Origin of the sequence: Streptomyces sp. F001 (assembly GCF_004187715.1) — a bacterium.
Lineage (GTDB): Bacteria > Actinomycetota > Actinomycetes > Streptomycetales > Streptomycetaceae > Streptomyces > Streptomyces flavusporus.
In genome coordinates, this window is the sequence record NZ_QZWF01000044.1 from 1 (window position 1) to 26,898 (window position 26,898).

A 26,898-nucleotide genomic window follows, 5' to 3' on the forward strand; every position below is an offset into this window, starting at 1 on the left:
CGCCAAGCCCCCCGCCAAGCCCCCCGCCCGGAAGGCGCGCACACCGCGGCGGCTGCTTCCCTTGATCGGCCGTGCACTGGCGATGGCGTGCGCCTTCGTCGTCATGGTGGCCTTCGCGGTCGTGCTGGCCCGGGTGACCCTGCAGCCCTCCCCCGCCTCCGAGGCGCTGACGCACAGCAATCTGCGGCCGGGCCGCTCCCTCCAGGCCTATCTGGACCAGCCGGCGCTGCGTGACGCGATCCGGCAGATCGGCGGCAATCTGCTGCTCGGGGTGCCCTTCGGGGTGCTGGTGCCGGTGCTTGCGCCGCGGGCGCGGGGGATCCTGCGCGTGCTGCTGCTGACCGCGACCGTCATGCTCCTGGTGGAGCTGGCCCAGGGGGCGATGGTCACGGGCCGCGCCTTCGACATCGACGACGTCATCCTCAACACCGTGGGAGCACTGGCGGGCTATCTGCTGCTGGGGCGCCGGCTGGGCCGGGCGGTGCACGTACGCCGCTGAGGCCGAGCCTCAACTATTGGTCTGTACCTGGGTATTGACGGCCCCTTACCCCCGCCTCTTGAATCAAGGTGACCCCTTCACCCCCCACCTCAGTCGGCGCATCCGCACCCCGAGGCGCCGTACGGAAGGGAGAACCCTTGCCCTCGCCACGCCTGCTCCGCAGCTGTCTGCTCGCCGCGCTGTCCGCCGTACTCGTCGCGTCCGCCGCGATCGCCCCCGCCCGGGCGGAGCCGGCGGGCGTCCGGGCGGTGACCTTCTCCGACACGTTCGACGGCCCCGCCGGGGCAGCGGCCGACTCCTCCAAGTGGCAGATCGAGACCGGCGACAACGTCAACAACCACGAACGGCAGTACTACACACCCGGCACGAACAACGCCGCCCTCGACGGACAGGGCCACCTGGTGATCACGGCCCGCCGGGAGAACCCGAACAACTACCAGTGCTGGTACGGCCGTTGCGAGTACACCTCGGCCCGGCTGAACACCGCGGGGAAGTTCACCGCACAGTACGGGCACGTCGAGGCCCGGATGAAGGTCCCGCGCGGGCAGGGCATGTGGCCGGCGTTCTGGATGCTCGGCAACGACCTGGGCGACGTAGGCTGGCCGGCCTCGGGCGAGATCGACGTCATGGAGAACGTCGGCTACGAGCCCTCGACGGTCCACGGCACGATCCACGGCCCCGGCTACTCCGGCTCGGGCGGCATCGGCGCCGCCTACTCCCTGCCGAACGGCCAGGCCTTCGCGGACGGCTTCCACACCTTCGCCGTCGACTGGGCACCCGACTCGATCACCTGGTCCGTCGACGGGAACGTCTACCAGCGTCGGACCCCCGCCGACCTGGGCGGAAGGACCTGGGTGTTCAACAAGCCGTTCTTCCTGATCATGAACCTGGCGGTGGGCGGCTACTGGCCCGGCGACCCGGACGGCTCCACGGTCTTCCCGCAGCAGCTCGTGGTGGACCATGTGTCGGTGACCACCAGCGACACCTCGACCGGCGTGGCGATCAGAGGGCTGGCCGGCAAGTGCATGGACGTCGCCGGGGCGAGCTCCGCCAACGGCACCCCCGTACAGCTGTACGACTGCAACGGCTCCGGCGCGCAGCAGTGGACCGTCGGCTCGGACGGGACGATCCGGGCGCTCGGCAAGTGCCTGGACGTCACCGGTAACGGCACCGCGGACGGCTCGACCGTGCAGCTGTGGGACTGCACGGGAGGCGCGAACCAGAGATGGGTCGTCACCGCGGCGCACGACATCGTCAACCCACAGGCCGACAAGTGCCTCGACGTCACCGGCAACAGCTCGGCCAACGGCACCCGGTTGCAGCTCTGGACCTGCACGGGCGGCGCCAACCAGAAGTGGACGGTCGGCTGAGCTCCACCGCTCCTAGTGCGGGATCCAGGTGAACTTGTCGCCACCCACCCATCGCACCACCTCCGGATCGTCGAGGTCGTGGACCGTGATGCCGAACGCGGCGGCGGTCTCCAGGACGTCGGTGACGGCCCGCGCCGCCCCGACCACTTCACCGTCTATCTCCACGATGCGGAAGGGCGGCCGCCCGGGCTGAACGCCGAGCACCATGATCCGTGGGTGGGAGATATGGGGGCTCGCGATTTCGGTCATGACATCGAGCGTAAGTCGGATCCGGCCGTCGCGACCCTCGTGCGCCGGCTCGACGAGCGGCTCGCGGCCCCGGCGGTGGCCGGGTACCGGCCGCCGTGCGGCCGCCGCACTGCTGGGGAACCCTGAAGGAGTCCCCGGAGGAGGTGGCGATGGATCCCGTCGAGGCCCTGGACCGGATCGCCTTCCTGCTGGAGCGGTCCCTGGCCCCGACGTACCGCGTCCGTGCCTTCCGCAGTGCGGCGCGGGTGCTGAAGGCGCTGCCGGAGGACGAGGTGCGCGAGCGGGCCGCCGCCGGGTCGCTGGAGTCCCTCAAGGGAATCGGCCCGAAGACCGCGCAGGTGGTGCGGGAGGCGCTGGCCGGGCAGGTGCCCGGCTATCTGGAGCAGCTGGAGGACGAGACGGGCCGGGTCGACCCGCGGGTCCGGGGCGGTGAGGGGCTGCGGGCGCGGCTGCGCGGGGACTGCCATGTGCACTCCGACTGGTCGGACGGCGGCAGTCCGATCGACGAGATGGGCCGGGCCGCGGCGGCGCTCGGACACGAGTGGACGGCGCTCACCGACCACTCGCCACGGCTGACCGTGGCCCGCGGGCTGTCCGCCGACCGGCTGCGCGAGCAGCTGGACGTGGTGGCGGACCTCAACCGGACCTGGGCTCCGTTCCGGCTGCTGACCGGCATCGAGTGCGACATCCTCGAGGACGGCTCGCTCGACCAGGAGCCGGAGCTGCTCGAGCGGCTCGACGTCGTGGTGGTGTCCGTGCACTCCAAGCTGCGTATGGACGCCCGTTCGATGACCCGCCGCATGGTGACCGCCGTACGCAGTCCGCATGCGGACGTCCTCGGCCACTGCACCGGGCGGCTGGTGACGGGGCGGGGGCGGCCGGAGTCGGAGTTCGACGCCGACGAGGTGTTCGCGGCGTGCGCCGAGTCGGGCACGGCGGTGGAGATCAACAGCCGCCCGGAGCGGCTCGACCCGCCCCGTCGGCTGCTGCGCCGGGCCGTGGCGGCCGGCGTTCTCTTCGCGATCGACACCGACGCGCACGCCCCGGGGCAGCTGGACTGGCAGATCCACGGCTGCGCGCGGGCGGAGGAGTGCGGGGTGCCCGTGGAACGGGTGGTGACGACGTGGTCGGCCGTCGAGCTGCTGGCCTGGACGCGGGAGCGGCGGGTTCCGGCCGGGGCGGGGTGATCCATGACCGGGAGGGCTTGGCGGGACCGCCGCGTGGTACTCGTGCGGCTGATGAGGCAGAGCGGAAGGGACTGGCCATGGATCGCGCGGCCGTGTTCGACGTCGACGGGACGCTCGTCGACACCAACCACCTGCATGTCGCGACCTGGTGGGAAGCCTTCCGGCAGGCAGGGCACCGGATCCCGATGCACGCCATCCACCGCGCGGTGGGCCTGAGCGCCTCCGACCTGATCGCGCACCTGCTGGGCGACGACCGGGACAAGGAGCGCGACGGCGAGCTCAGCACCGCGCACAAGGTCCTCTACGGTCAGTACTTCGACCGGCTGCCCCCGCTGCCGGACGCCGGTCGGCTGCTGCGCCGGCTGCACCGGGACGGGTGGACCGTGGTGCTCGCGACCTCGGCGGGCGGTCCGGAACTGACCGCGCTGCGCCGCGCCATCGACGCGGACGAGGCGATCACCGCCACGGCCAGTGCCGACGACGTGACGGCGGGCAAGCCGGCGCCCGAGCCCGTCGCCCACGCCCTCGAACTCGCCGGCCTGCCCGCCGAGCGGGCCGTGTTCGTCGGCGACACCGTGTGGGACATGCAGGCGGGCAGCAGGGCCGGGGTGCGCTGCGTGGGCGTGCTCTGCGGCGGGATCCCGCGTGCCGACCTGGAGGAGTCCGGGGCGGACGCGATCTACGACGGCCCCGCCCATCTGCTGGCCTCCCTGCCGGACGGCGCGCTGAGCTGAACCGTCGCCGGAGGTGACGCACATCACCGCCCTGTGCGGCGCTGGGCGGAACACCCGGGGGTGCCCGCCCGTTGAACACGCCGTGGGTGCGGATGGGACAGTGTCCCCGGGCCTCACCATTTGCCCACAGGGACGATCGTTCGGCTGAAGCCCTGTGGAGCCTTTCGCCGAGAGGCGACCGCCATCCGTGCCCACCACATGGCCGCCCCGGCCGGAATCCCCCGTCCGGTCGGGGCTTTCCCCTGCGTGCGCACTGCTGCGTATGCGCTCACGCGTCCGGGTACTCGGTCCCTCCCGCCGGAGTACGCCCGAGAGGAGCCGAACGTGAGCAACGCAGCGGGCAGCAGGATCGTCGTCACCGGCGCCACCGGCAACGTCGGCACCAGTGTCGTGCGCCTTCTCTCGGAGGACCCGCAGGTCGGGTCCGTGCTGGGGCTGGCGCGTCGGCTTCCCGAGTGGCAGCCGCCGAAGACCGACTGGTCGACGGTCGACATCGCGTCCGAACAGGCCGATCTCGTCAGGGAGTTCCTGGGCGCCGACGCCGTGATCCATCTGGCCTGGGCCTTCCAGCCGACGCACGATCCGGCCACGACCTGGCGCACGAACGTGCTCGGCGGCATCCGGGTCTTCGACGCGGTCGCCGCGGCGGGCGTGCCGACGCTGGTCCACGCCTCCTCGGTGGGCGCCTACTCGCCGGGGCCCAAGGACGACGCCGTGGACGAGTCGTGGCCGACACATGGCTGGCCGGACGCCGCGTACTGCCGGGAGAAGGCCTACCTGGAACGCACCCTCGACACGTTCGAGCGCGAGCATCCCGGGATCCGGGTGGTGCGGATGCGGCCCGCCTTCCTGTTCAAACGCGAGTCGGCGAGCGAGCAGCGCCGGATCTTCGGCGGGAAGTTCCTTCCGGGGCCGCTGGCCCGTCCCGAGCTGCTGCCGTTCCTGCCCGACATACCCGGGCTGCGCGTGCAGGCGCTGCACACCGACGACGCGGCCAAGGCGTATCTGCTCGCGGTGGGCTCGGACGCCCGGGGCGCCTTCAATCTCGCGGCCGATCCGCCGGTCGACGCGGCACTGCTGGGCAAGCTGCTCGGGAGCCGTCCGGTACGGCTCCCCCGTACCGCGGCCCGCTCGGCGATCGCCGCCGCGTGGGGACTGCATCTGCTGCCGGCCTCCCCACACCTTTTCGACGCCGTCGTCCGGCTGCCGCTCATGGACTGCAACCGTGCGCATGCCGAGCTCGGCTGGCAGCCGGAGTACACGGCGACCGAGGTGATCGAGGAGTTCCTGCAGGGGCTCCAGCAAGGGGCGGGGGCACAGACGGAACCGATGCGGGGTCGCAAGGTCGGCTGACGCACGCGCGGCGCGGTCAGGCCGGCGACTCGTCCGGTGCCGGGTGCTCGGGGTGCACGGTGGCCGAGTGCGGGGCGCCCTGTCTGCCCGTCCCCGCCTCGTCCGTGTCGGGGACATCGGTGGCCGGCTCCTCGGTCTCGGCCTCGGCCTCGGCCGTCTCGTCGCTGCCGCGGTCCGTTGTGGGGGCGGGCACCTCCCAGGGGTCCTCCTCGCCTTCGCGGGCCTGCTGATCGGGCAGGTCCCTGGACACCGGGTCGGGGCTGCGGCCGGGTTCCTCGTGTCGATGGTGGCTCACGACGGGCTCCCTTCGTGTCGTCCCCAGACACACGCGAGTACCGCCGGCCATGACGACGAAACCGCACGTCGTGATGAGCCGGCGCTCAGCGCTCCGGGAAATCCAGTGGCTGCCCCGCGTCGGGGCTACCTAACCTAGGCCAGTACCTAGGACCCCTAGTTCTTTGGCGAAAGCCCCGGAGACCGCCATGCGATCGCTCACCGAGCAGGACATCCGCACCTCTTTCATCAACTGTTCCAAGGGAGAGGCCAAACGACTGGCCGTCCCGCGTGACCTCGGCGAACGCCCCTGGAACGACCTGGATTTCCTCGGCTGGCGAGATCCCGGCGCACCCGACCGCAGTTATCTGGTCGCCGAGCGGGAGGGACGGCTCGTCGGAGTGACGCTGCGGTTCCCGCCCCCGCAACGCGGTTACCTGCACCGCAGCATGTGCTCGCTCTGTCTCACGACGCATCCGCGGGGCGGCGTGTCGTTGATGACGGCCCGCAAGGCGGGCGCGGCGGGCCGCGCGGGGAACTCCGTCGGTGTCTACATGTGCACCGACCTCGCCTGCTCCCTCTACGTGCGGGGCAAGAAGATCTCGGAATCCGGGGCCCGCTTCGAGGAGAGCCTCACGCTGGAGGAACAGATCGCCCGGACGACGGGCAACCTGTCCGCCTTCCTCGACAAGCTGCACGCCTGACGCTCGATACGTTCGATGCCTGTGGGGAAAGGGAACAGGCCAAGGCATGCGAGTTGTACGAGAGTGGTCGGCACCCCTCGTGCGGTCCGTGCGGAAGGCCCTCCGGGATCCCGTGGTCGTACAGGCGCTGCGGTCGTCGGCCGCGGCGACGGTCGCGTATGTCATCGCACTGCGCCTGAGCCCCGAGGCGGCACCGCTCACCGCGCCGCTGACCGCCCTGCTGGTCGTCCAGGTCACCCTGTACGCCACGCTCACCAACGGCATCCGCCGGGTGAACTCGGTGGTGGCCGGGGTCCTGGTCGCCATCGCCTTCAGCCTCCTGGTGGGCCTGACCTGGTGGAGCCTCGCGCTGCTGATCATCGCCGCCCTGGGGGTCGGGCATCTGGTGCGGGTGGACGAGTACGTCCCCGAGGTGGCGATCAGCGCGATGCTGGTCCTCGGGGTCACCACCGTCGGTGACACCGCATGGGCGCGGATCCTCGAGACGCTGATCGGGGCGGTGGTCGGCCTCGCCTGCAATGTGCTGTTGCCGGCGCCGGTGTGGGTGGGCGAGGCGGGGGCGTCGATCGACGGGCTGGCCCGCCGGATGCGGCAGTTGATGCTGCATCTCGGCGAGGAGGCCTCTGGCCGCACCCCCGTCGAACGCGCTGCCGAACGGCTGCACGAGGCGCGGCGGCTGGACCACGACATCGTGCAGGTGGACGCGGCGCTGCGGCAGGCCGAGGACAGTCTGCGGCTCAATCCGCGGGTGCGTGAGGGTCTGCTGCACCGGGTGGTGCTGCGCACCGGTCTGGACACGCTGGAGATCTGCACCGTCGTCCTGCGGGTCCTCGCCCGCACCCTCACCGACCTCGCGAAGGAACGCGAACCGGAGCCGCTGTTCGAGAAGGAGTCGGGTGCCGTGGTCGAGCAGCTGCTGTCCCAGATCGCCGACGCGGTGGTCAGCTTCGCGGTGCTGGTCACCACGCATGTCAGCGTCAGCGCCGAGTCGGCGGAGGCGCGACTGACCAACGAGCTGCGCACGGCGGCGGGCAGCCGGGACAAGCTGGCCCAGCTGCTCCTGGACGAGGTCCGGAGCGATCCCCACCAGTGGCAGCTGTACGGCGCTGTACTGACCGAGGTCAACCGCATCCTCGACGAACTCGACACCGAGCACCGCACCCGCCGCCTGCTGGAGGAGCTGGACCGTCACACCCGCGAGCAGCGCGAACGCCTGCCGAGGCTCACCCGGCTGCGTGAGCGCATGGGTGTTCAGGAGCAGCTGTGGCGGAACCGTACCGGGATGAGCGGGCGTGCTTGGTGAGGGAGCGCCGGGACGGGCCGGCACCGGATGCGAGGGAGCGGGCAGATGGCCGACACCACTGTGCGGATCGACAGGAACACTCTGCGATTGCCGGGCGGCGTGGCGGTGCGGTTCATCCGCACGCTGCGGCTGCCCGAGACGGGCACGCATCCGCTGCCGCCGGGGCTCGGCGAGTTCCCAGTCCGACGGGTGGCGGACTACCCGGAGACGGTGCCCGACCAGTGGCGGGCGCGCGGCGGCGTGATGCTGCCGGTGTATCTGCGCGAGGCCATGTGGCTGAGCTTCGCGGGCACGACCGAACCCGCCGCTCTGCAGGTCGGGGTGGGCAAGGTGTGCGCGGTTTCGGGAAAGCCGTGGAGCGGCCGGCTCGCCCGCGATCCGCAGAACTACGTCGTGCTGCCGCGGCAGCCGTGGCTGGACGGCATCAACTCCGGGAAGGGCACGGTCCGCCAGTTCGTGGCGGTGCCGCTGGGCGTCGGGGCGACCGTGGAGGGCCAGGTCACGGGCGAAGAGGTCTGGGGCGGCGTACAGCTGCAGTCGTTCCCGCTGAACGGCGACGCGCTGGCCACCTGGCGCGAGCAGGAGCGGCGCCGTGCGGAGCAGGCGCGGGCCATGCCCCTGTCCGCCCCGGGCTACGGGGCGGCGCCGCCCGCTCCGGGCGCGATGCCGGCCCTCGCGGCAGCGCCTGCGGGCGGTCGTCCCCGGGCTGCCGCGGCGATGGGGCTGGGGGTCGGCGGTTCGATGCGCCAGGAGGTCTACCGGGACGAGCGTCCGCTGTCGGACTGGTCCGAGGAGCCCGCGGGGCGGGTCTTCGTGCATCTGGTGACGCCACCGGAGTGGCGCCGCATCACGGGCGAGGCTCCCCCGCCGTCACCTGTGGACCGGGCGGCGTACACCCGTGCGGGACTGCCGTGGTACGAGTACTACGACGAGGACGCCCAGGACCTCGCCCCCACCGACGCCCTCGGCCAGGTGAAGCCGGTCGGCGACTGGCTCGGCGACGACCATGAGCCCTGGCAGAACCCGGCCCCGCACCAGGTGAAACCGCTGGGGGACGCGCAGGGCAAGCCGGTCGAGGACGGCGACTGGTAGCCCCGCTGTCGTTGCGCTGTGCGCAACCGGCGTTGCCGTTCTTGCACTTGCCGGGTGATCCGCGCCAAGGTGGCTGTCACAACAGGGCCGATCGATGATCTGAGGTGCGGGAATGGGCAGGGGTGCGCGGGTGTCGCGCGGCGGCTGGAGCAGGCGGCGCCTGGTCGGGGCTCTGGCGGTGGCGGCGCTGCCGGCGTCGGCCGCCTGCGGAAGCACACCGGCGGACGAGGCCCCCGAGAAGTCACCGGGCGGTTCCGGGCAGGCCTCGCCCCAGCCGTCGCCCGGGCCCCGCCTGCTCTACCTCGGCACCTACACCTCCATCGACGGCGGCGGCACGGGCATCGGCCTGGCCACCTACGATCCGGCGACCGGCCGCGTCACCGACGCCGGAACCCTCACCGGCGTCGGCGATCCGTCGTACCTCGCGGTGCACCCGGACGGCCGCACCCTGTACGCGGTCAGCGAGCGCGAGGACGGCGCCGTGACCGCCGTCCGGCTGTCCGACCGCAAGATCCTCGGCAGCCGCAGCACCGGCGGCGCGGCCCCCTGCCATCTCTCCGTGCACCCGAGCGGACGCTGGCTGCTCAGTGCCAACTACACCTCCGGCAGCGTGGCCGTGCACCCGATCGACGCCTCGGGCGCGCTCGGCGAGCGCACCGACCTGGTCACGCACTCCACTCCGGCACCGGGGCCGGGCCAGGAGGGCCCGCACGCCCACCAGATCGTCACCAGCCCGGACGGCCGCCATGTTCTCGCGGTGGACCTCGGCACCGACACCGTCTACACCTACCGCCTCGACCAGCGCACGGGCACACTCCGCGAGGTGTCGCAGGCCCGCACCCGGCCGGGCGCCGGTCCGCGCCACCTCACCTTCCACCCCGGTGGGCGGCATGCCTATCTGGCCAACGAGGTCGACGACACGGTCGCGGTCTGCGCCTACGACCCGGCGACCGGACGACTGACCGTCGGCGAGGCCCAGTCCACGGGGGCGGGCGAGGGCACCAACTACCCGGCGCAGATCCTCGTCACCGCGGACGGCTCGTACGCGTATCTCGCCAACCGGGGCCACAACAGCCTCGCGCGCTACGCGGTGGAGGCCGACGGCGCCCGGCTGCGGCTGCTGGACACGGTTCCGGTGGCGGGTGACTTCCCACGGCAGATCGTCTTCTCGCCGGACGGCGCACTGCTGTTCGCGGCGAACCAGCGGTCCGGCACCGTGAGCGTCTTCCGCGTGAACGCGGACAACGGTGAACTACGGCTCGCGGGCGAGCCGTTCACCTCACCCGTCGCCGTCTGTGCGCTGCCGCTGTAGCGCGCGGGGGCAGGAGGCGGCGCTCGCCTGCGCGAGCAGCACATGCATGCGCTCGGTGAGCTGGGCGACGCCGTCGGCGGGCGTGTGGAAGGGCAGCCGGACATCGCCGTGGGCGCGGCGGCGCTCGATCCGCAGCGTCAGTCCGTGCCGGTCGACGGCGAGCGGCTGGACGCGCACCACACCGTGCAGGCTGCCCGGTTCGACGAGGCGGGTGAGGCCCTCGACCGCGTCGGGGTGGGCGTCGGCGAGATGGGTCAGCAGCCGGGCCTCGGCGGTGGCCAGCGGGTCGGGGGCGGCGACGGCGAACTCGTCCAGGTCGACGACCACCGCGCCGGACGTCTGCCGCAGCACCACCCGGGTGGCCCGGAAGGCCAGGTGGCCCTCCTCGATGGCGAACCAGCCGGCCAGCCACAGCCGGGCCCGGATGCGGTTGCGCATCGGGACGGGCGCGACGTCGGCGAACTCCAGGACTGCGGACGGCTCCCCGCGGGGCGCGCAGATCGTGGCCGCGAGCAGCGCGCTGTCCTCGGGCACCTGTAGGATCACCCGCCCGTCCTCGGCCACGCTGTGCGCGCCGACCAGTTCCTCGCGGACGCCCTCCGTGGTCACCGCGCACGACCACGAGGTGGCGAGCACCGATCGGGCCCGTTCCGCCGTGGCGGGTACGGCCGCCCAGGCGTGGCTGTCACCCATCCCAGTTCCTCCTTAGGTAAGCCTTGCCTAACCTATCGAAGATCCAGGCGTACGCCAACCAGGCAGAACCACAGAGTTTGCTGTGCGCCGGGGGCGTCAGCCCCAGTGCGGAGGCCGCTGCACCGATGCCGGCAGCCGGGTGCCCGCCGTCCCACGGGCCGCATTGACCTGCGGCTGGGTCAGGAAGAACGCGCCCCTCAGATCGGCGTCCGTGAGGTCGGCGTCGCGCAGGTCCGCGCCGATCAGGTCCGCGCCGCGCAGATCGGCGCCGGTCAGGTCGGCGGCGATGAGCAGAGCACCGCGGAGGTTCGCGCCGCTCAGATCGGCACCCTTGAGACGGGCGCCGATCAGGTCGGCGCCCCGGCGGTTCTTCCGGCGCCCGCGGGTGCCCGCCCGGGCCAGCTCGCTGGTCCTCAGGAGGAGAACGTTGATCTCCTGCCGGTGCGCACCCACGTCCAGCGCGCCGAGGTCGTCGGCGCTCAGCCGGGTGAGCCGCTCGGTGTCCTCCAGGGCCCGCCGCAGGTCGGCGTGGACGGGCCGGGCGGCGGGCAGGGTGAGCGCCTCGGTCAGGTACCAGAGCAGTTCATGGAGCTGCCGCACGACGGGGAACACATCGAACATCCGACGGGCCTGCTCCCGGGAGCCGGTCCGCCAGTCCTGTCCGCCGAAGGTGACCTGCGAGACCCGCTGTCCGGCGCCGAAGCAGTCGTAGACCGTGCAGCCGGTGAAGCCCTGCTGCCGCAGCGTGGCGTGGATGCCGCACCGGTGATCGCCCCGCAGGTTGGCGCAGGGCTTTCCGGCGTCCTTGTCGATCGCGAAGTCCGCCGAGGCGGCGAAGGGCAGGGCGACGCAGCACAGCCCGAAGCAGTTCGCGCAGTCTCCGCGCAGGTCGGCCAGGTCGCCGGGGTGATCTTGCATGCCCTCAAGCCTAATGGCCCGCCTGACAGGAAAACTCACCGACGAATTTCCGGTCCTGTGGGGGTCCCCTCACACAACGGAAAACAGCTTCGGCTACTACAGAGATACGAGCCGACCGCGGTCAGGAGCCGACCGGATCGAGGAGACGTCATGTGCCGCCATCAGCCACCCTGCCCCACCGCCGACAGCCCCGAGCACCACACCGCGATGATCGTGTCGGCCCACCCCGAGCAGGGGTGGAACCTGCTGTGCAACGGCACCATCGTCTTCGACGACACCGGTGAACTCCTGCCGGACGGACGGGTCGTGAACCCGCACCGCGTCGTCGGGCCGCTGACCGTGGCCGCCTGACACGCCGTCACCGGCCGAAGAGTTCGAACGCCACCGCGGGCCGGCCCCCGAACCGCTTCCCCGTCTCCTCCGCGAAGCCGGTCAGGAAGCCCCGGACGTACGTTTCCGGGTCCTCGTCCGTCAACGCCTTGATGTAGGCGCGGTGTTCGAGCAGCGAGCGCACCCCGCGCTCCAGGCCGGGCGTGGCGTCCACGGCGTGCGTGGGGCTGCTGGAACCCGCGACGGCGACCCACCGGACGCCGTTCCAGGGTTCCAGGCCCTGCTCGACGAGTTCCGGGAAGATCCACCGGTTGCCCGCGTCGCCGGCCGCGTCGAGCGTGGCGCGGCCGACGGCCACGTGGTCGGGGGTGTTCCAGGCGACGCCGCCCCAGGTGTCCCGGTGGTTGAGGGTGATGAGCAGCTCGGGCCGGTGCCGGCGGATCGCGGCGGCGATGTCACGGCGCAGGGCGGTGCCGTACTCGATGACGCCGTCCTTGTGGTCGAGGAACTCCACCACCGACACGCCGACGACGGCCGCACTCGCCCGCTGCTCGCGCTCCCGCAGCGGGCCGCAACTGGCGGGCTCCAGGGTGTCGATGCCCGCCTCGCCGCGGGTGGCCAGGACATAGGCCACCTCGCGTCCGGCGTCGGTCCACGTGGCGATCGCCGCCGAGCAGCCGTACTCGAGGTCGTCCGGGTGCGCCACGACCGCAAGCGCGCGCTGCCAGTCGTCCGGCATGGGCTGGAGCTGAGTGATCGTCGGCTCGGTCATGCCCGCAGCCTAGCCCGGGCCTCCGGACTCACACCTCGTCCCGCGTCAGCGCGATCAGTCGGTCCAGGACCCGCGGGCCCGACGCCCGGACCCCGTCATGCTCGAACTCGTCGGTGACCCAGGTCCGCAGACCGCGGATCGTGCGGGCGGTCTCGAGCGAGTGAGCGGTGTCGACGTACATGTCGTCGTGGTAGATCGCCGCCGCGACCGGCACCTCGTTGGCGGCCAGGCGCGCCGGGTCGTACAGGGGCTGCCAGTCGGTGCGGGCGGCGAGCAGATCGGCGGTCTCGCGCAGGGGGCGCAGAGCCGGATCGCAGTCGAACGTCCAGGGGTGGACGGACTCCCCCGTGAACAGCAGCGGTCCGTCACCCGCGAGCGCCTTGGCGGCGTCGAACTGCCCGAACTCCGCGCGGACCCGCTCGGCCGACCAGTCGGTGGGCCGCCCGTCCTGGCCGTAGATCGCCTCGTGGACGAGGGCGTACAGGGGGTGGCTCGCGTACGAGAGCACGCCCTGGACCTCCTCCTGGAAGGCGTCGGAGAGGACCGTTCCCTGCGGGGTGCGGACGAAGGCGTGCTCCAGGAGGTGGTGCAGGCGGTGGCTGCCCTCGGAGCCGCCGAGGAGGATGCCGAGGGACTGGAAGGCCTCGACGGTGAGCCGGTAGCCGCCTGGCAGGACCACGTCGTGCGTCAGCAGGTGATCGGCGATGCGGCGGGCGCGTTCGACGTCCTGCGGGTAGCGCGCGTAGTGCGCCATGACCTTGCGCTCGATGCGCGGGTAGGCGGCCCGGTAGACGTCGTCGGCGTGCGCGTCGAGCGCGGGCAGCCCGCCGGTGATGAGCGCGGCGCGCAGGCCTTCGGGGGCGGTCGACAGGTAGGTCACCGTGCAGAAGCCGCCGAAGCTCTGGCCGAGGACGGTCCAGGGGGCGCCGCCGGTGACCGCCGGGCGGATCGCCTCACAGTCACGGACGATCGAGTCGGCACGCAGCAGCGCCAGGTACGCGGCCTGCTCGGCCGGGCCGCCGCGCAGCGGGAGCGTCTGGCGGTTGGCGGGGGTGGAGTGGCCGGTGCCGCGCTGGTCGAGAAGGAGTACGCGGTACTCCTTCAGGGCGCGGCCGAGCCAGGCCTGCTTCCCGACGAAACGATTCGCCCCGAAGCCGGGGCCGCCCTGGAGGTAGACCAGCCAGGGCAGGTCCTGGTCCGCCTTGTCGCTCGCGACGACCTCGCGGGCGTACAGCTCGATCGTCTCCCCCTGCGGGTCGTCGTGGTCGAGGGGCACGGTGAAGTGGCGGTCGGTGAGGACGACGCCGGGCTGGCGGTAGCTGACGCTCAACGGGTCTCCCGGGTGCGGACGACGGTGCGGGCCGCGTCCCAGTTCAGCACATGCGCGTCCGGCAGGCTGGACCGGGGATCATGAACGGCTGCTGACCGGCGGTTCAGCGGCCCGGGAGGCTGGAGCGGCGCACCACCAGCTCCGGCTGGAGCACGACCCGCCGGTGCTCGTGCCGGGTCGGCGCGCTCTCTGCCTCCGTCTCCTCCAGGAGCAGCTCGGCAGCCAGGGCGCCCATGGTGACGGCGGGCTGCCGTACGGAGGTGAGGGGGACGGCCGCGGCGGCGGCGAACTCGATGTCGTCGTAGCCGACGATGGCGAGGTCGTCGGGGACGCCGACGCCGGCCGCGTACATGGCCTGCAGGACGCCGAGGGCGAGCAGGTCGTTGGCGCAGAAGACGGCGGTGGGGCGCTCGGCGAGGCCGAGCAGGCGGGCGCCGGCGTCCCGGCCGGCCGCGACGTCGAGCCGCTCGGTGGGCAGTTCGCGCAGCGCCTCGGGGCCGAGGCCGGCCTCGGCGAGCGCGTTCAGGGCGCCGGTACGCCGGTCGCGCACCTGGTTCAGGCCGGGCGGCCCGCTGACGTACGCGATGGAGCGGTGCCCGGCGTCCACCAGATGGCGTACGGCCAGGGCGCCGCCCGCCACGTCGTCGACGGAGACGGAGCACTCGGTGGTGCCCTCGGCGACCCGGTCGACGAGGACGAAGGGGATGTTGTGGCGGCGGAAGGTGTCGATGTTCCGGCCGGTGGCGTCGGCCGGGGTGAGCAGCACGCCGCGCACCCGCTGCTCGGCGAAGAGGGAGAGGTACTCCGCTTCCTCCGTCGGGTCCTGGGCGCTGTTGCAGACCATGACGCCGAGGCCGGCCTCGCGCGCGGCCCGTTCGGCGCCGCGGGCGACGTCGACGAAGAACGGGTTGCCCATGTCGAGGACGAGCAGGCCCATGATCCGGCTGCGGCCCGCGCGCAGTTGGCGTGCGGACTCGCTGCGGACGTAGCCGAGCCGGTCGATGGCGGACAGCACGCGCGCGCGGGTCTCGGTGGCGACCGTCTCCGGCCGGTTGATGACGTTGGAGACGGTGCCCACGGAGACACCGGCGACGCGGGCGACGTCCTTGATACCCACCGACTGGCCCATCAGGCAGCGACCTCCAGGGGAACGTGGGGCGACGGGAAGGCCTTCACACTACCCGCACGCCGCCCCGCGGCAGCCGCCCTCACGCGGGCAGCCGGAAGTCGACGACATGGAGCGGCGAGGGCGTGGTGCCGCTGGATTTCTCCTGGTACATGAAAGAGAGCACGCCGTCCTGGGCGACCCGTGTCTCGTCGGTCACGACCTCGCCGAAGGCGTTGAGGCCGCTGCCGTCGTACAGGAGCTTCCAGTCGGTGTACCCGGAGGCCTTGGAGGCGCCCGCGATCCGGCCGAACGGGAAGATCGCGTACGCGTTGTCGTACGTGTCCAGGATCAGCTTGGTGCGCTGGCTGGAGTTCAGCGGGACCGGGATCTCGGTCTTCTGCCAGGTGCCCGAGGAGTTCTTCCGGACGTGGAAGGCGCGGCCGCCCGCGGTGCGGTTCGCGACGTAGTTCGTCGTGCACTGGCCGAAGCGGCCGGGTACGTAGCTGATGATCGCGTGCGGGAGGCCGGCGGAGTCGGTGAACTGGCTCTCCTGGTTCATCAGGGAGTGGTCCGGGTTGAGCGGGTCGACGACCAGGCCGGCGTCGGTGACGGAGACGCGGTCGGAGCCGCCGGTGGTGCCGACGACGGTGCCGGCGTTGTTGCGCCAGGTGCGGCCGCGGTCGTCGGAGTAGACGTAGCCGGTGTCGTGGTTGGTGATGCCGCCGCTGTTGCACATCACGGCGTTCGACTGCTCGCGCCAGGTGAAGAAGGAGTGCAGTCGGCCGCCCCGGTCGTAGTCGATGCCGTGCAGGTACATGTTGCGGGCGGTGCTGGAGCCGTGCTCGCTGGTGTAGGTACCGGTGGAGCTGGTCCATTCACCGAGGGCGGTCCAGGCCGAACCGTCGTACTCGGCTAGGGCGTTGCGGCCGTTGCCGGAGATGCCGACCCGGTAGCTGAGCTGGAGGCGGCCCTCGGGCGTGGCGATGAACTGGGGGTAGGTGAACTGGGTCGTCAGGGTGAGGCCGTCGAGCGTGGACCGGGGGGCGCCGAAGCGGCTCGTGGTCCAGGACAGGCCGGCCGGGTTGTCCAGGAGGCCGGCGACGGACTTGACGTAGGTGAAGCCGTCGCTGTGGGAGTCCATGTTGAGGTGCAGGCGGCCGTCGATCCTGGAGACACCCATCGAGATGACGTTGTGGGAGTCGTTGTAGCGGAGGGTGTGGCCGACCTTGACGGTGGACCAGGTGGTGGCGCCGAGGGCGCGGCGGCCGACGACGGCGTTGCGGTCGGCCGTGTACCAGACGGCGTACTGGTAGCCCTTGTAGGTGAGCAGGCCGTTCTTCTGGAAGGCGTTGTTGTTGACCAGACCGTCGTACGACACGAAGAAGACGGCCTGGCTGTCGAGCGTGGTGGTGCCGGTCAGGGTCACCGAGGGGCCCGGGTCGGCGGCCCGGGCGGTGCCGGCGCCGAGGCCGGGGCCGGCCACGGCGCTCAGCAGGGCTGTTGCAAGCACGGTACGTCTTCTCATGACAGCAGCTCCGGCTCAGGCCAGGTGGAAGACTTCGGTCAGGGGCTTCATCGCTTCGTCGGGTCGGGCGCCGTCCAGCGACTCGAAGAACGGCGCCATCTCCGCCTGCCAACGGGCGTTGACCTCGGTGGCTTCCATGCCGGCCTGGGCGGCGGCGAAGTCCTCGGTCTCCAAGTAGCCGACCAGCAGTCCGTCCTCGCGCAGGAAGAGGGAGTAGTTGTGCCAGCCGGTGGCCGAGAGCGCCTCGAGCATCTCGGGCCACACGGCGGCGTGCCGCTCGCGGTACTCGTCGAGGCGGTCCGCCCGGACCTTCAGCAGAAAGCACACGCGCTGCATCAACAGCCCCCTCGGAATCAGAAGTTGAACTGGTCGATGTTCTTGGCGTCGAACACGGTCGGCTTGCCGAGGCTGATCACGCCGTCCTTGCCGATGGTGTACTCGCCCATGTCGCCGGCGGTGAAGGTCTCGCCCTCCTTGCCGGTGATCTGCCCGGAGGCCAGCGCGACGGCGGTACGGGCGGCCAGCTCGCCCAGCTTGGCCGGGTCCCAGAGCTCGAACGCCTCGACGGTGCCGTTCTTGACGTACTTGCGCATGTCGTTGGGGGTGCCGAGGCCGGTCAGCTTGACCTTGCCCTTGTACTTCGAGCCGGACAGGTACTGGGCGGCGGCCTTGATGCCGACGGTGGTCGGGGAGATGATCCCCTTCAGGTTCGGGTACTCCTGGAGCAGGCCCTGGGTCTGCTGGAAGGACTGCTGGGCGTCGTCGTTGCCGTAGGCGACCTTGACGAGCTTCATGTCCTTGTACTTGGGATCCTTGAGTTCGTCCTTCATGAACTCGATCCAGGTGTTCTGGTTGGTCGCGGTCTGCGCGGCGGACAGGATCGCGATCTCGCCCTTGTAGTCGATCTGCTCGGCGAGGAGCTGCACCTCGGTGCGGCCCAGGTCCTCGGCGGACGCCTGCGAGACGAAGGCGTTGCGGCAGTCGGGCTTGGTGTCGGAGTCGTAGGTGACGACCTTGATGTCGTTGCTCATGGCCTGCTTGAGCGCGGTGCACAGGGCGCCCGGGTCCTGCGCGGACACGGCCATCGCGTCGACCTGCTGCTGGGTGAGCGTGTTGACGTAGGAGACCTGCCCGGAGGTGTCGGTGGCGCTGGACGGGCCGACCTCCTTGTAGCTGGAGCCCAGCTCCTTCAGGGCCGCCTCGCCGCCCTTGTCGGCGGTGGTGAAGTAGGGGTTGTTGACCTGCTTGGGCAGGAAGCCGACGGTCAGGCCCTTCTTGAGTTCGGCGTTCGGGTCGGCCTTGCCGGCGGTCGCGGCGGACGCGTCCTCATTGGCGACGTCCTCCTTGGTGGTGCCACCGCAGGCGGTGGCGGCGAGGGCGAGCGAGGTGACGGCGGCGAGGGCCGCGCAGGTGCGGCGGAGGGATGCCTTGCGCATGGTGGGTTCCTTATGAGGGTGAACGGGCGTGGGCTTACGAGGTCGTCCGCGGGCGTCCTGGACTACGAAGTCGGACTGGGCGCCTTGGACACCGGCGCTGAGGCGGCTCTACGCCCTGCCCTGGCGACGGAAATCTGCCGTGCGACCCGGGGGCCGAGCACGGAGAGGACGAGCAGGACGCCGGTGACGAGGATCTGCGTCTGCGCGGAGACGTCCTGGAGGCTCATGACGTTCTGGAGCGCACCGAGCAGGAAGACTCCCGCGATCGCGCCGCCGAGCGTGCCCTTGCCGCCGTCGAAGTCGATGCCGCCGAGCAGCACCGCGGCGATGACGGCCAGTTCGAGACCGGTGGCGTTGTCGTAGCGGGCGCTGGCGTAGTGCAGGGCCCAGAAGATACCGGTGAGCGAGGCCATCAGGCCGGTCAGCGTGAACAGGATCAGCTTCTGCCGCTTGACCCGGATACCGGCGAAGCGCGCGGCCTCCTCGCTGGCGCCGATCGCGAACAGCGACCGCCCGAACGGGGTGGCGTGCAGGGCGACCACCGCGATCGCCAACAGGACGAGGAAGGGCAGGAAGGCGTACGGGATGAAGGTGTCGCCGATGCGTCCGGCCGCGAAGTCCAGGTACTGGCTGGGGAAGTCGGTCACCGCGTCGGAGCCGAGCACGATCTGCGCGACGCCCCGGTAGGCGGCGAGGGTGCCGATGGTGACGGCGAGGGACGGCAGGCCGAGCTTGGTGACCAGCAGGCCGTTGATCAGTCCGCACACCACGCCCAGCAGCAGGCAGATGGGGATGATCGTCTCGATGGTCATGCCCTGGTTCCACAGGGCGCCCATCACCGCGCCGGACAGGCCGGCGGTGGAAGCGACCGACAGGTCGATCTCGCCGGAGACGACCAGCAGCGTCATCGGCAGGGCGATCAGCGCGATGGGCAGCGTGTTGCCGATCAGGAACGACAGGTTCAGCGCGTTGCCGAAGCCGTCCACGAAGGAGAACGACAGCAGCAACAGGACGATCAGGAGGGCGCCGACGACCGTGTCCCAGCGGACGGCGCGCGTCAAGGACTCAGGCATGGCGGGCGTTCCTCTTCTTCAGGGCCGACGCCACCCGCATGGCGACCACACGGTCCACGGCGATGGCGAGGATGAGCAGGATGCCGTTGATCGCGAGCACCCACACGGAGCTGACGCCGAGCGCGGGCAGCACGCTGTTGATGGAGGTCAGCAGCAGTGCACCGAGGGCCGCGCCGTAGACGCTGCCGGAGCCGCCGGTGAAGACGACGCCGCCGACCACGACCGCGCTGACGACGGTGAGTTCGTAGCCGTTGCCGGTGCCGGAGTCGACGTTGCCGAACCGGGCCAGGTACAGCGCGCCCGCGAGCCCCGCGAGGGCACCGCAGAAGGTGTACGCGGCGAGGATCCGCTTGCGGACCGGGATGCCGGCGAGGCGGGCGGCCTCGGGGTTGGAGCCGAGGGCGTACAGCTCGCGGCCGCTGCTGAAGTGCTTGAGGTAGTACGCCGTCGCCACCAGGACGGCGAGGGCGATCAGCGCCAGCCACGGCACGGCACGGATGCCGCCGGAGCCGAAGTCGACGAAGCCGTCCGGCAGGTCGGCCGCCGTGATCTGCCGGGAGCCGACCCAGATGGAGTCGATGCCGCGGATGATGTAGAGCGTGCCGAGCGTCACGACGAGCGCGGGCACCTGGCCGAGGCTGACGAGCAGGCCGTTCAGCAGGCCGAAGCCGATGCCCATCAGGACTGCCAGGAGGATGGCGACCGTCGAGTTGCCGCCACCCTGGAGGTACGTACCTGCGGCGAAGGCGCTGATGCCGAGCGTCGATCCGACCGACAGGTCGACGTTGCGGGTGATGACGACGAGCGACTGTCCGACGGCCACCAGCACCAGGATGGTCGCGTTCAGCAGCAGGTCCTTGATGCCCTGCTCGGTGAGGAACTCGCTGTTGCCCAGCTGGGTGATGACGATCATCACCACGAAGACGGCCAGGATGGCGAGTTCGCGCATCTTGAAGACGCGGTCGACCAGGCGGGTGGCGCCGGCCTTGGGCACCTCGGCGGTCGGGGCGGGGTTCGGCGCGGTCACCGTCATGCGGCGGCCCTCCCGGTGGCTGCGGCCATCACGGATTCCTCGGTGGCGTCGGAGCGCGGGATCTCGGCGGTGAGCCGGCCCTCGTGCATCACCAGCACGCGGTCGGCCATGCCGAGGATCTCGGGCAGGTCGGAGGAGATCATCAGGACGGCCACACCGTCGGCGGCCAGTTCGCTCAGCAGCCGGTGCACCTCGGCCTTGGTTCCGACGTCGATGCCGCGGGTCGGCTCGTCCACGATCAGCACCTTGGGCCGCGTGGCGAGCCACTTGGCCAGGACGACCTTCTGCTGGTTGCCGCCGGACAGCGTGCCGACGGTGTCGGCGATCCGGGCGTACTTGACCTGGAGCTTGACGACCCAGTCCAGGGACCGGCTGCGTTCGGCGCCGCGGTCCATCAGGCCGGCCTTCACCGTCGTACGGAGTCCGGTCAGGCCGATGTTGCGTTCGATGGACATGTCCATCACCAGGCCCTGGGCGCGCCGGTCCTCGGGGACGAGCGCAAGGCCGGCGGCCATCGCGGTGGAGGGGGCGCCGTTGATCAGCTTCCGCCCGTCCAGTTCGACCTCACCGGCGTCCCAGCGGTCGATGCCGAACACGGCCCGCGCGACCTCCGTACGGCCCGCGCCGACGAGCCCCGCGAGGCCGACGATCTCGCCACGCCGTACGTCGAAGGAGACATCGGTGAAGACGCCCTCCCGGGTCAGTCGGCGCACGCTCAGGGCGACCTCGCCCGGGTTCACGTCCTGCTTGGGGTAGAGCTCGTCGAGGTCGCGGCCGACCATGCGACGGACGAGGTCGTCCTCCGTCATGCCGTCGAGGAGTTCGCTGGAGATCCAGGCGCCGTCGCGCAGGGTGGTCACCCGCCGGCAGATCTGGAAGATCTCCTCGAGGCGGTGCGAGATGAAGAGCACCGCTGCGCCCTGTTCGCGCAGGGTGCGGACCACGCCGAAGAGGCGGGCGACCTCGCTGCCGGTGAGGGCGGCGGTCGGCTCGTCCATGATCAGGACGCGGGCGTCGAAGGAGAGCGCCTTGGCGATTTCCACGATCTGCTGGTCTGCGATGGACAGGCCGCGCGCGGGGCGGTCGGGGTCGAGTTCGACACCGAGGCGCTGCATCAGGGCGAGGGTCGCGGCGTGCGTGGCCTTGTGGTCGATCCGGCCGAGGGCGCGCCGGGGCTGGCGGCCCATGAAGATGTTCTCGGCGATCGACAGGTCGGGGAAGAGGGTCGGCTCCTGGTAGATCACGGCGATGCCGGCGTCGCGGGCGTCGCCGGGACCGTGGAAGACGACCGGCTGACCGTCGAGCAGCACCTGGCCGGCGTCCGGCCGGTGCACTCCGGCGAGCGTCTTGATCAGGGTCGACTTGCCCGCGCCGTTCTCCCCGGCGAGAGCGTGTACCTCCCCGGGAAACAGCTCCAGGGAGACGTCCCGCAGGGCGCGGACCGCGCCGAAGGACTTCGAGATGTCCCTGAGCGCAAGAACCGGGGCCGGACCCGTGGTGGACGGGTGGGTCATGGGGGCTCCTCGACGACGCCGGCGGGACGGCCCTCTCGACGTCGTGAAAGGTTTCAACTTGGTTGCCGGGACGTTAGGCATGGAGCGCATGTCACGTCAATGGGTCCGTGTCGAAAAAGTTTCGACCGAGGAAGGTCACGGCCCGATCACGAGAAACACCCTTGGTCGCGGGGCTTGACACCCTTCCGGAGGACTCATACGTTCCCGTCTTGAATCGTTTCACAGCTAGGCCGTGCAATTGACTTTCCGACCCGACGTCACAGGAGCCCTCAAGTGACCGAGCTCGCCGCGGTGAAGGCCGCACTCAAGACGCAGGCAGTCGAAACGCCGTCGTGGGCGTACGGGAACTCGGGGACGCGGTTCAAGGTGTTCGCGCAGTCCGGTGTTCCGCGGACGCCGCGGGAGAAGCTGGAGGACGCGGCGCAGGTCCACGCGTTCACCGGTGTGGCACCGACGGTTGCCCTGCACATCCCCTGGGACAGGGTGGACGACTACGGGGCGCTGGCGAAGTACGCCGAGGACCGCGGTGTGCAGCTGGGAGCCATCAACTCCAACACCTTCCAGGACAACGACTACAAGCTGGGCAGCATCTGCCATCCGGATGCGGCGGTGCGCAGGAAGGCAGTGGACCATCTGCTCGAGTGCGTCGACATCATGGACGCGACGGGGTCCACGGACCTGAAGCTGTGGTTCGCCGACGGGACCAACTATCCCGGGCAGGACGACATCCGGGCTCGGCAGGACCGGCTGGCGGAGGGGCTGGCCGAGGTGTACGAGCGGCTCGGGGACGGGCAGCGGATGCTGCTGGAGTACAAGTTCTTCGAGCCGGCGTTCTACACGACGGATGTGCCGGACTGGGGGACGGCGTATGCGCACTGTCTGAAGCTCGGGGAGAAGGCGCAGGTTGTTGTCGACACCGGGCATCACGCTCCCGGTACCAACATCGAGTTCATCGTCGCGACGCTGCTGCGGGAGGGGAAGCTCGGGGGGTTCGACTTCAACTCGCGGTTCTATGCGGACGATGACCTCATGGTCGGGGCCGCGGATCCGTTCCAGTTGTTCCGGATCATGTACGAGGTGGTGCGTGGGGGTGGGTTCACGCCCGAGGTCGCGTTCATGCTCGACCAGTGCCACAACATCGAGGCCAAGATTCCGGCGATCATCCGGTCGGTGATGAATGTGCAGGAGGCCACGGCGAAGGCGCTGCTCGTGGATCGGGAGGCGCTGGGTGCTGCGCAGCGGGCGGGGGATGTGCTGGGCGCCAACGCCGTGCTGATGGATGCGTACAACACGGATGTGCGGCCGCTGCTGGCCGAGGTGCGTGAGGAGATGGGGCTGGACGCCGACCCCATGGGTGCGTATGCCCGGTCCGGGTGGGCCGAGAAGATCGCTGAGGAGCGGGTCGGTGGGCAGCAGGCGGGGTGGGGGGCGTAAGCGTCTGCCGAGTTCCGTTGTCTGCGGGCTGCGGGCCGTATGTGGCTGGTCGCGCCCACGCGGCGGTAGTCGCACATTCAACACAACCCCGCGCCCCTGAAGGGACGCTCCCCACACCCTCGTCAAGAAGGACTGAACAGACATGGCAACCCACCCCGAAGCCGCCGCCCTCCTCGCTCGTTCCCATCGGCTCGGCTCCGATCCCCGTAACACCAACTACGCCGGCGGAAACGCCTCCGCGAAGGGCACCGACACCGACCCTGTCACCGGTGGTGACGTCGAGCTGATGTGGGTCAAGGGGTCCGGGGGCGACCTCGGTACGCTCACCGAGGGTGGACTGGCCGTGTTGCGGCTGGACCGTATGCGGGCGCTCGTCGACGTCTACCCGGGCGTCGAGCGTGAGGACGAGATGGTCGCCGCCTTCGACTACTGCCTGCACGGCAAGGGCGGGGCCGCCCCCTCCATCGACACCGCCATGCATGGGCTCGTCGAGGCCGCGCATGTCGATCATCTGCATCCCGACTCCGGTATCGCGCTGGCCTGTGCCGCCGACGGGGAGAAGCTCACCGCCGAGTGTTTCGGTGACACCGTGGTGTGGGTGCCGTGGCGGCGGCCCGGGTTTCAGCTCGGGCTCGACATCGCCGCAGTGAAGGCAGCGAATCCGCAGGCCGTCGGGTGCATTCTCGGCGGGCACGGCATCACCGCCTGGGGGGACACCTCCGAGGAGTGTGAGCGGAACTCGCTGCACATCATCCGGACCGCCGAGGCCTTCCTCGCCGAGCGGGGCAAGCCCGAGCCCTTCGGTCCCGTGATCGACGGCTACGAGGCGCTGCCCGAGGCCGAGCGACGGGAGCGGGCGGCGGCGCTGGCCCCGTATGTCCGTGCCGTCGCCTCGCAGGACAAGGCGCAGGTCGGGCACTTCACCGACTCCGATGTCGTGCTGGAGTTCCTGGCCCGGGCCGAGCATCCGCGGCTGGCTGCCCTCGGCACCTCCTGCCCGGACCACTTCCTGCGGACCAAGGTGCGGCCGCTCGTCCTCGACCTGCCGCCCACCGCTCCGCTGGACGAGGCCATCGCCCGGCTCAAGGAGCTGCACGCCGAGTACCGCGAGGAGTACGCCGCCTACTACCGGCGGCACGCCCTGCCCGACTCCCCCGCCATGCGCGGCGCCGACCCGGCGATCGTGCTCGTGCCGGGCGTTGGCATGTTCTCCTTCGGCAAGGACAAGCAGACCGCCCGGGTCGCGGGTGAGTTCTATGTCAACGCCATCAATGTGATGCGGGGCGCCGAGGCGGTCTCCGCGTACGCGCCCATCGAGGAGTCCGAGAAGTTCCGCATCGAGTACTGGGCCCTCGAAGAGGCCAAGCTCCAGCGGATGCCGAAGCCCAAGCCGCTCGCAACGCGGGTCGCGCTGGTGACCGGGGCGGGCAGTGGGATCGGGAAGGCCATCGCGCACCGGCTGGCCGGTGAGGGGGCGTGTGTGGTCGTCGCGGACCTCAACGGTGACAATGCCCAGGCCGTCGCCGAGGAGCTCGGCGGGCCCGACAAGGCCGTCGCCGTGACGGTGGACGTCACCTCCGAGGAGCAGATCGCCGACGCCTTCAAGGCCGCCGTGCTCGCCTTCGGTGGCGTGGACCTGGTCGTCAACAACGCCGGGATCTCCATCTCCAAGCCGCTGCTGGAGACCTCTGCCAAGGACTGGGACCTGCAGCACGACATCATGGCCCGCGGTTCCTTCCTCGTGTCGAGGGAAGCCGCCCGGGTGATGATCGCGCAGGGACTGGGTGGTGACATCGTCTACATCGCCTCCAAGAACGCCGTCTTCGCCGGGCCCAACAACATCGCCTACTCGGCGACCAAGGCCGACCAGGCTCATCAAGTGCGGCTGCTGGCCGCCGAGTTGGGCGAGCACGGCATCCGCGTCAACGGGGTCAACCCGGACGGTGTGGTGCGCGGCTCCGGGATCTTCGCCGGTGGCTGGGGGGCCCAGCGGGCCGCCGTGTACGGCGTGGAGGAGGAGAAGCTCGGCGAGTTCTACGCCCAGCGGACCATCCTCAAGCGCGAGGTACTCCCGGACCATGTCGCGAACGCCGTCTTCGCGCTGACCGGTGGGGACCTGACCCACACCACCGGACTGCACATCCCGGTCGACGCCGGCGTCGCGGCCGCCTTCCTGCGATGAGCGCCGGTGTGAAGTCGTACGCCGCGGTCGACCTGGGCGCCTCCAGCGGGCGGGTCATGGTCGGCCGCGTCGGCCCGGACAGCCTGGAGCTGACCGAGGCGCACCGCTTCCCCAACCGGCCCGTGCGGGTGCCCGAAGGGCTGCGCTGGGACGTGCTCGCTCTGTATGCCGGGGTGCTGGACGGGCTGCGGGCGGCCGGGCAGGTCGACTCCGTCGGCATCGACAGCTGGGCCGTGGACTACGGCCTCCTGGACGCGGACGGGGCACTGCTCGGCAACCCCGTGCACTACCGGGACTCCCGTACCGAGGGGGTCGCGGAGAAGGTGTGGGCGACCGTCCCGGCGCAGGAGCTGTATGCGGCGACCGGGTTGCAGTACGCGCCCTTCAACACCCTGTACCAGCTGACGGCGGCGCAGGAATCGGCCCAACTGGCTCATGCCCAGCGGCTGTTGCTCATCCCCGACCTGCTGACGTACTGGCTCACCGGCGAGCAGGGCACCGAGCTCACCAACGCCTCCACCACCCAGCTGATCGATCCCCGCACGCGCGACTGGTCGTACGACATCGCCGCGCGGCTCGGTATCGATCTGGGGCTGTTCGCGCCGCTCAGGCAGCCCGGTGATCCGGCGGGTGTGCTGCGGGCCGAGGTGCTGGAGGAGACGGGGCTGAGCGGGCCGGTGCCGGTGACGACCGTCGGGTCGCACGACACCGCGTCCGCCGTGGCCGCCGTGCCTGCCGGGCGTGAACGGTTCGCGTACATCTGTACCGGCACGTGGTCGCTGGCCGGGCTGGAGCTCGATGCCCCCGTACTGAGCGAGGAGAGCCGGGCCGCCAACTTCACCAACGAGCTGGGGCTGGACGGCACGGTCCGCTATCTGCGCAACATCATGGGGCTGTGGCTGCTCCAGGAATGCGTACGGGCCTGGGGGGACCCGGACCTGGGCGAGCTGCTGCTCGACGCGTCCAAGGTGCCGGCGCTGCGGTCGGTCGTGGACGCGGGCGACGCGGCGTTTCTCGCGCCGGGCCGGATGCCGGAGCGGATCGCCGAGGCGTGCCGTGCGTCGGGGCAGCCGGTGCCCGAGTCGCCCGCCGAGATCACGCGCTGCATCCTCGACTCGCTCGCCCTCGCGCACCGCAGGGCGATCGCGCAGGCGCAGCGGCTGGCCGATCACCCGGTCGACGTAGTGCACGTCGTCGGGGGCGGCACCCGCAACGCCCTGCTGTGCCAGCTGACCGCCGACGCCTGCGGGCTGCCGGTGGTGACGGGCCCGACCGAGGCCGCCGCCCTCGGGAACGTCCTGGTCCAGGCCCGGGCCCATGGGCTGGTGGGCGACCTCGCGGGCGGGCGGCGCCTGCTCACCCGTACGCAGCCGTTGACGCGGTACGAGCCGCGGGGGGACGCGGCACGCTGGAGCGAGGCGGAGGCCCGGCTCACCTGACGGTGAGCGGGGTCTCCCCCGGGCCGCGCGCCCGC

26 protein-coding genes are annotated in these 26,898 nt (G+C 71.1%); 13 read left to right on the plus strand and 13 right to left on the minus strand.

What is annotated here, in order from left to right; translation table 11 throughout:
- The first annotated feature begins 82 nt into the window (after positions 1-82).
- Both StrepF001_RS41265 and StrepF001_RS41270 read left to right on the plus strand, forming a co-directional pair.
- Positions 83-499, plus strand: coding sequence for a VanZ family protein (locus StrepF001_RS41265; RefSeq protein WP_129803245.1), 417 nt, complete (start codon positions 83-85; stop codon positions 497-499).
- Positions 500-636: 137 nt separating this feature from the next.
- Positions 637-1,869, plus strand: a complete 1,233-nt coding sequence (locus tag StrepF001_RS41270) for a family 16 glycosylhydrolase (RefSeq protein WP_129803216.1) — start codon at positions 637-639, stop codon at positions 1,867-1,869.
- Between the two features lie 12 nt (positions 1,870-1,881).
- Here StrepF001_RS41270 and StrepF001_RS41275 read toward each other — a convergent pair whose 3' ends face one another.
- A complete protein-coding gene (locus StrepF001_RS41275) occupies positions 1,882-2,118 on the minus strand; it encodes a hypothetical protein (protein ID WP_129803217.1) in 237 nt (78 codons plus the stop codon).
- Positions 2,119-2,267: 149 nt separating this feature from the next.
- Here StrepF001_RS41275 and StrepF001_RS41280 point away from each other — a divergent pair, with 149 nt between their 5' ends.
- The 3 genes from StrepF001_RS41280 (at position 2,268) to StrepF001_RS41290 (ending at position 5,392) form a co-directional block, all read left to right on the plus strand.
- Positions 2,268-3,305 carry a PHP domain-containing protein gene (locus StrepF001_RS41280; RefSeq protein WP_129803218.1) on the plus strand — a complete coding sequence of 346 codons (1,038 nt, stop codon included), beginning with the start codon at positions 2,268-2,270 and terminating at the stop codon, positions 3,303-3,305.
- Between the two features lie 77 nt (positions 3,306-3,382).
- Positions 3,383-4,039 (plus strand): HAD family hydrolase, encoded by a 657-nt coding sequence (locus StrepF001_RS41285; RefSeq protein WP_129803219.1) that lies wholly within the window; start codon positions 3,383-3,385, stop codon positions 4,037-4,039.
- 324 nt (positions 4,040-4,363) lie between these two features.
- Positions 4,364-5,392, plus strand: a complete 1,029-nt coding sequence (locus tag StrepF001_RS41290) for an SDR family oxidoreductase (RefSeq protein ID WP_129803220.1) — start codon at positions 4,364-4,366, stop codon at positions 5,390-5,392.
- A gap of 16 nt (positions 5,393-5,408) precedes the next feature.
- On the opposite strand, the gene StrepF001_RS41295 is transcribed toward StrepF001_RS41290, so the two are convergent.
- Complete coding sequence (locus tag StrepF001_RS41295; protein ID WP_129803221.1) at positions 5,409-5,687, minus strand: hypothetical protein; 279 nt, start codon at positions 5,685-5,687, stop codon at positions 5,409-5,411.
- 187 nt (positions 5,688-5,874) lie between these two features.
- Here StrepF001_RS41295 and StrepF001_RS41300 point away from each other — a divergent pair, with 187 nt between their 5' ends.
- The 4 genes from StrepF001_RS41300 to StrepF001_RS41315 all read left to right on the plus strand — a co-directional run bounded on the left by StrepF001_RS41300 (position 5,875) and on the right by StrepF001_RS41315 (position 10,076).
- Positions 5,875-6,369, plus strand: a complete 495-nt coding sequence (locus tag StrepF001_RS41300) for an FBP domain-containing protein (protein WP_129803222.1) — start codon at positions 5,875-5,877, stop codon at positions 6,367-6,369.
- A gap of 46 nt (positions 6,370-6,415) precedes the next feature.
- The gene (locus StrepF001_RS41305) at positions 6,416-7,672 is read left to right on the plus strand and encodes an FUSC family protein (protein ID WP_129803223.1); all 1,257 of its coding nucleotides are present in this window, start codon (positions 6,416-6,418) and stop codon (positions 7,670-7,672) included.
- Between the two features lie 45 nt (positions 7,673-7,717).
- Positions 7,718-8,764, plus strand: a complete 1,047-nt coding sequence (locus StrepF001_RS41310; protein WP_129803224.1) for a hypothetical protein — start codon at positions 7,718-7,720, stop codon at positions 8,762-8,764.
- Between the two features lie 112 nt (positions 8,765-8,876).
- Positions 8,877-10,076, plus strand: coding sequence for a lactonase family protein (locus tag StrepF001_RS41315; RefSeq protein ID WP_129803225.1), 1,200 nt, complete (start codon positions 8,877-8,879; stop codon positions 10,074-10,076).
- Here the strand turns inward: StrepF001_RS41315 and StrepF001_RS41320 are convergent.
- Together StrepF001_RS41320 and StrepF001_RS41325 are read right to left on the minus strand one after the other, a co-directional pair.
- Positions 10,044-10,769, minus strand: a complete 726-nt coding sequence (locus StrepF001_RS41320) for a DUF2470 domain-containing protein (RefSeq protein ID WP_129803226.1) — start codon at positions 10,767-10,769, stop codon at positions 10,044-10,046. The two genes, StrepF001_RS41315 and StrepF001_RS41320, sit on opposite strands and share 33 nt — an antisense overlap.
- A 96-nt stretch (positions 10,770-10,865) precedes the next feature.
- Positions 10,866-11,687 carry a pentapeptide repeat-containing protein gene (locus tag StrepF001_RS41325; protein WP_129803227.1) on the minus strand — a complete coding sequence of 274 codons (822 nt, stop codon included), beginning with the start codon at positions 11,685-11,687 and terminating at the stop codon, positions 10,866-10,868.
- A gap of 150 nt (positions 11,688-11,837) precedes the next feature.
- On the opposite strand from StrepF001_RS41325, the gene StrepF001_RS41330 reads away from it, so the two are divergent.
- The gene (locus tag StrepF001_RS41330; RefSeq protein ID WP_129803228.1) at positions 11,838-12,038 is read left to right on the plus strand and encodes a DUF5999 family protein; all 201 of its coding nucleotides are present in this window, start codon (positions 11,838-11,840) and stop codon (positions 12,036-12,038) included.
- Between the two features lie 7 nt (positions 12,039-12,045).
- Here the strand turns inward: StrepF001_RS41330 and StrepF001_RS41335 are convergent, their stop codons facing one another.
- The 9 genes from StrepF001_RS41335 to StrepF001_RS41375 all read right to left on the minus strand — a co-directional run bounded on the left by StrepF001_RS41335 (position 12,046) and on the right by StrepF001_RS41375 (position 21,808).
- Positions 12,046-12,789 carry a PIG-L deacetylase family protein gene (locus tag StrepF001_RS41335; RefSeq protein WP_129803229.1) on the minus strand — a complete coding sequence of 248 codons (744 nt, stop codon included), beginning with the start codon at positions 12,787-12,789 and terminating at the stop codon, positions 12,046-12,048.
- 28 nt (positions 12,790-12,817) lie between these two features.
- Positions 12,818-14,119, minus strand: a complete 1,302-nt coding sequence (locus StrepF001_RS41340; RefSeq protein WP_129803230.1) for an alpha/beta fold hydrolase — start codon at positions 14,117-14,119, stop codon at positions 12,818-12,820.
- A 103-nt stretch (positions 14,120-14,222) separates the two neighbouring features.
- Positions 14,223-15,248: a LacI family DNA-binding transcriptional regulator gene (locus StrepF001_RS41345; RefSeq protein ID WP_129803231.1), complete on the minus strand. Its 1,026-nt coding sequence runs from the start codon at positions 15,246-15,248 to the stop codon at positions 14,223-14,225.
- A gap of 79 nt (positions 15,249-15,327) precedes the next feature.
- Entirely contained in the window at positions 15,328-16,752 is a 1,425-nt protein-coding gene (locus StrepF001_RS41350; RefSeq protein WP_129803232.1) for a BNR repeat-containing protein, read from the minus strand.
- Between the two features lie 15 nt (positions 16,753-16,767).
- Entirely contained in the window at positions 16,768-17,088 is a 321-nt protein-coding gene (locus StrepF001_RS41355) for an L-rhamnose mutarotase (protein WP_073491415.1), read from the minus strand.
- 17 nt (positions 17,089-17,105) lie between these two features.
- A complete protein-coding gene (gene rhaS / locus StrepF001_RS41360) occupies positions 17,106-18,188 on the minus strand; it encodes a rhamnose ABC transporter substrate-binding protein (protein WP_129803233.1) in 1,083 nt (360 codons plus the stop codon).
- A 62-nt stretch (positions 18,189-18,250) separates the two neighbouring features.
- Positions 18,251-19,261: an ABC transporter permease gene (locus StrepF001_RS41365; protein ID WP_129803234.1), complete on the minus strand. Its 1,011-nt coding sequence runs from the start codon at positions 19,259-19,261 to the stop codon at positions 18,251-18,253.
- Entirely contained in the window at positions 19,254-20,294 is a 1,041-nt protein-coding gene (locus tag StrepF001_RS41370; RefSeq protein WP_129803235.1) for an ABC transporter permease, read from the minus strand. The genes StrepF001_RS41365 and StrepF001_RS41370 overlap by 8 nt, the downstream gene beginning before the upstream one ends.
- The gene (locus tag StrepF001_RS41375) at positions 20,291-21,808 is read right to left on the minus strand and encodes a sugar ABC transporter ATP-binding protein (protein ID WP_129803236.1); all 1,518 of its coding nucleotides are present in this window, start codon (positions 21,806-21,808) and stop codon (positions 20,291-20,293) included. The genes StrepF001_RS41370 and StrepF001_RS41375 overlap by 4 nt, the downstream gene beginning before the upstream one ends.
- 273 nt (positions 21,809-22,081) lie before the next feature.
- On the opposite strand from StrepF001_RS41375, the gene rhaI reads away from it, so the two are divergent.
- The 3 genes from rhaI (at position 22,082) to StrepF001_RS41390 (ending at position 26,863) form a co-directional block, all read left to right on the plus strand.
- The gene (rhaI, locus tag StrepF001_RS41380) at positions 22,082-23,242 is read left to right on the plus strand and encodes an L-rhamnose isomerase (RefSeq protein WP_129803237.1); all 1,161 of its coding nucleotides are present in this window, start codon (positions 22,082-22,084) and stop codon (positions 23,240-23,242) included.
- A 142-nt stretch (positions 23,243-23,384) separates the two neighbouring features.
- Positions 23,385-25,424, plus strand: coding sequence for a bifunctional aldolase/short-chain dehydrogenase (locus StrepF001_RS41385; protein ID WP_129803238.1), 2,040 nt, complete (start codon positions 23,385-23,387; stop codon positions 25,422-25,424).
- The gene (locus StrepF001_RS41390) at positions 25,421-26,863 is read left to right on the plus strand and encodes a rhamnulokinase family protein (protein WP_129803239.1); all 1,443 of its coding nucleotides are present in this window, start codon (positions 25,421-25,423) and stop codon (positions 26,861-26,863) included. The genes StrepF001_RS41385 and StrepF001_RS41390 overlap by 4 nt, the downstream gene beginning before the upstream one ends.
- Positions 26,864-26,898: the final 35 nt, after the last annotated feature.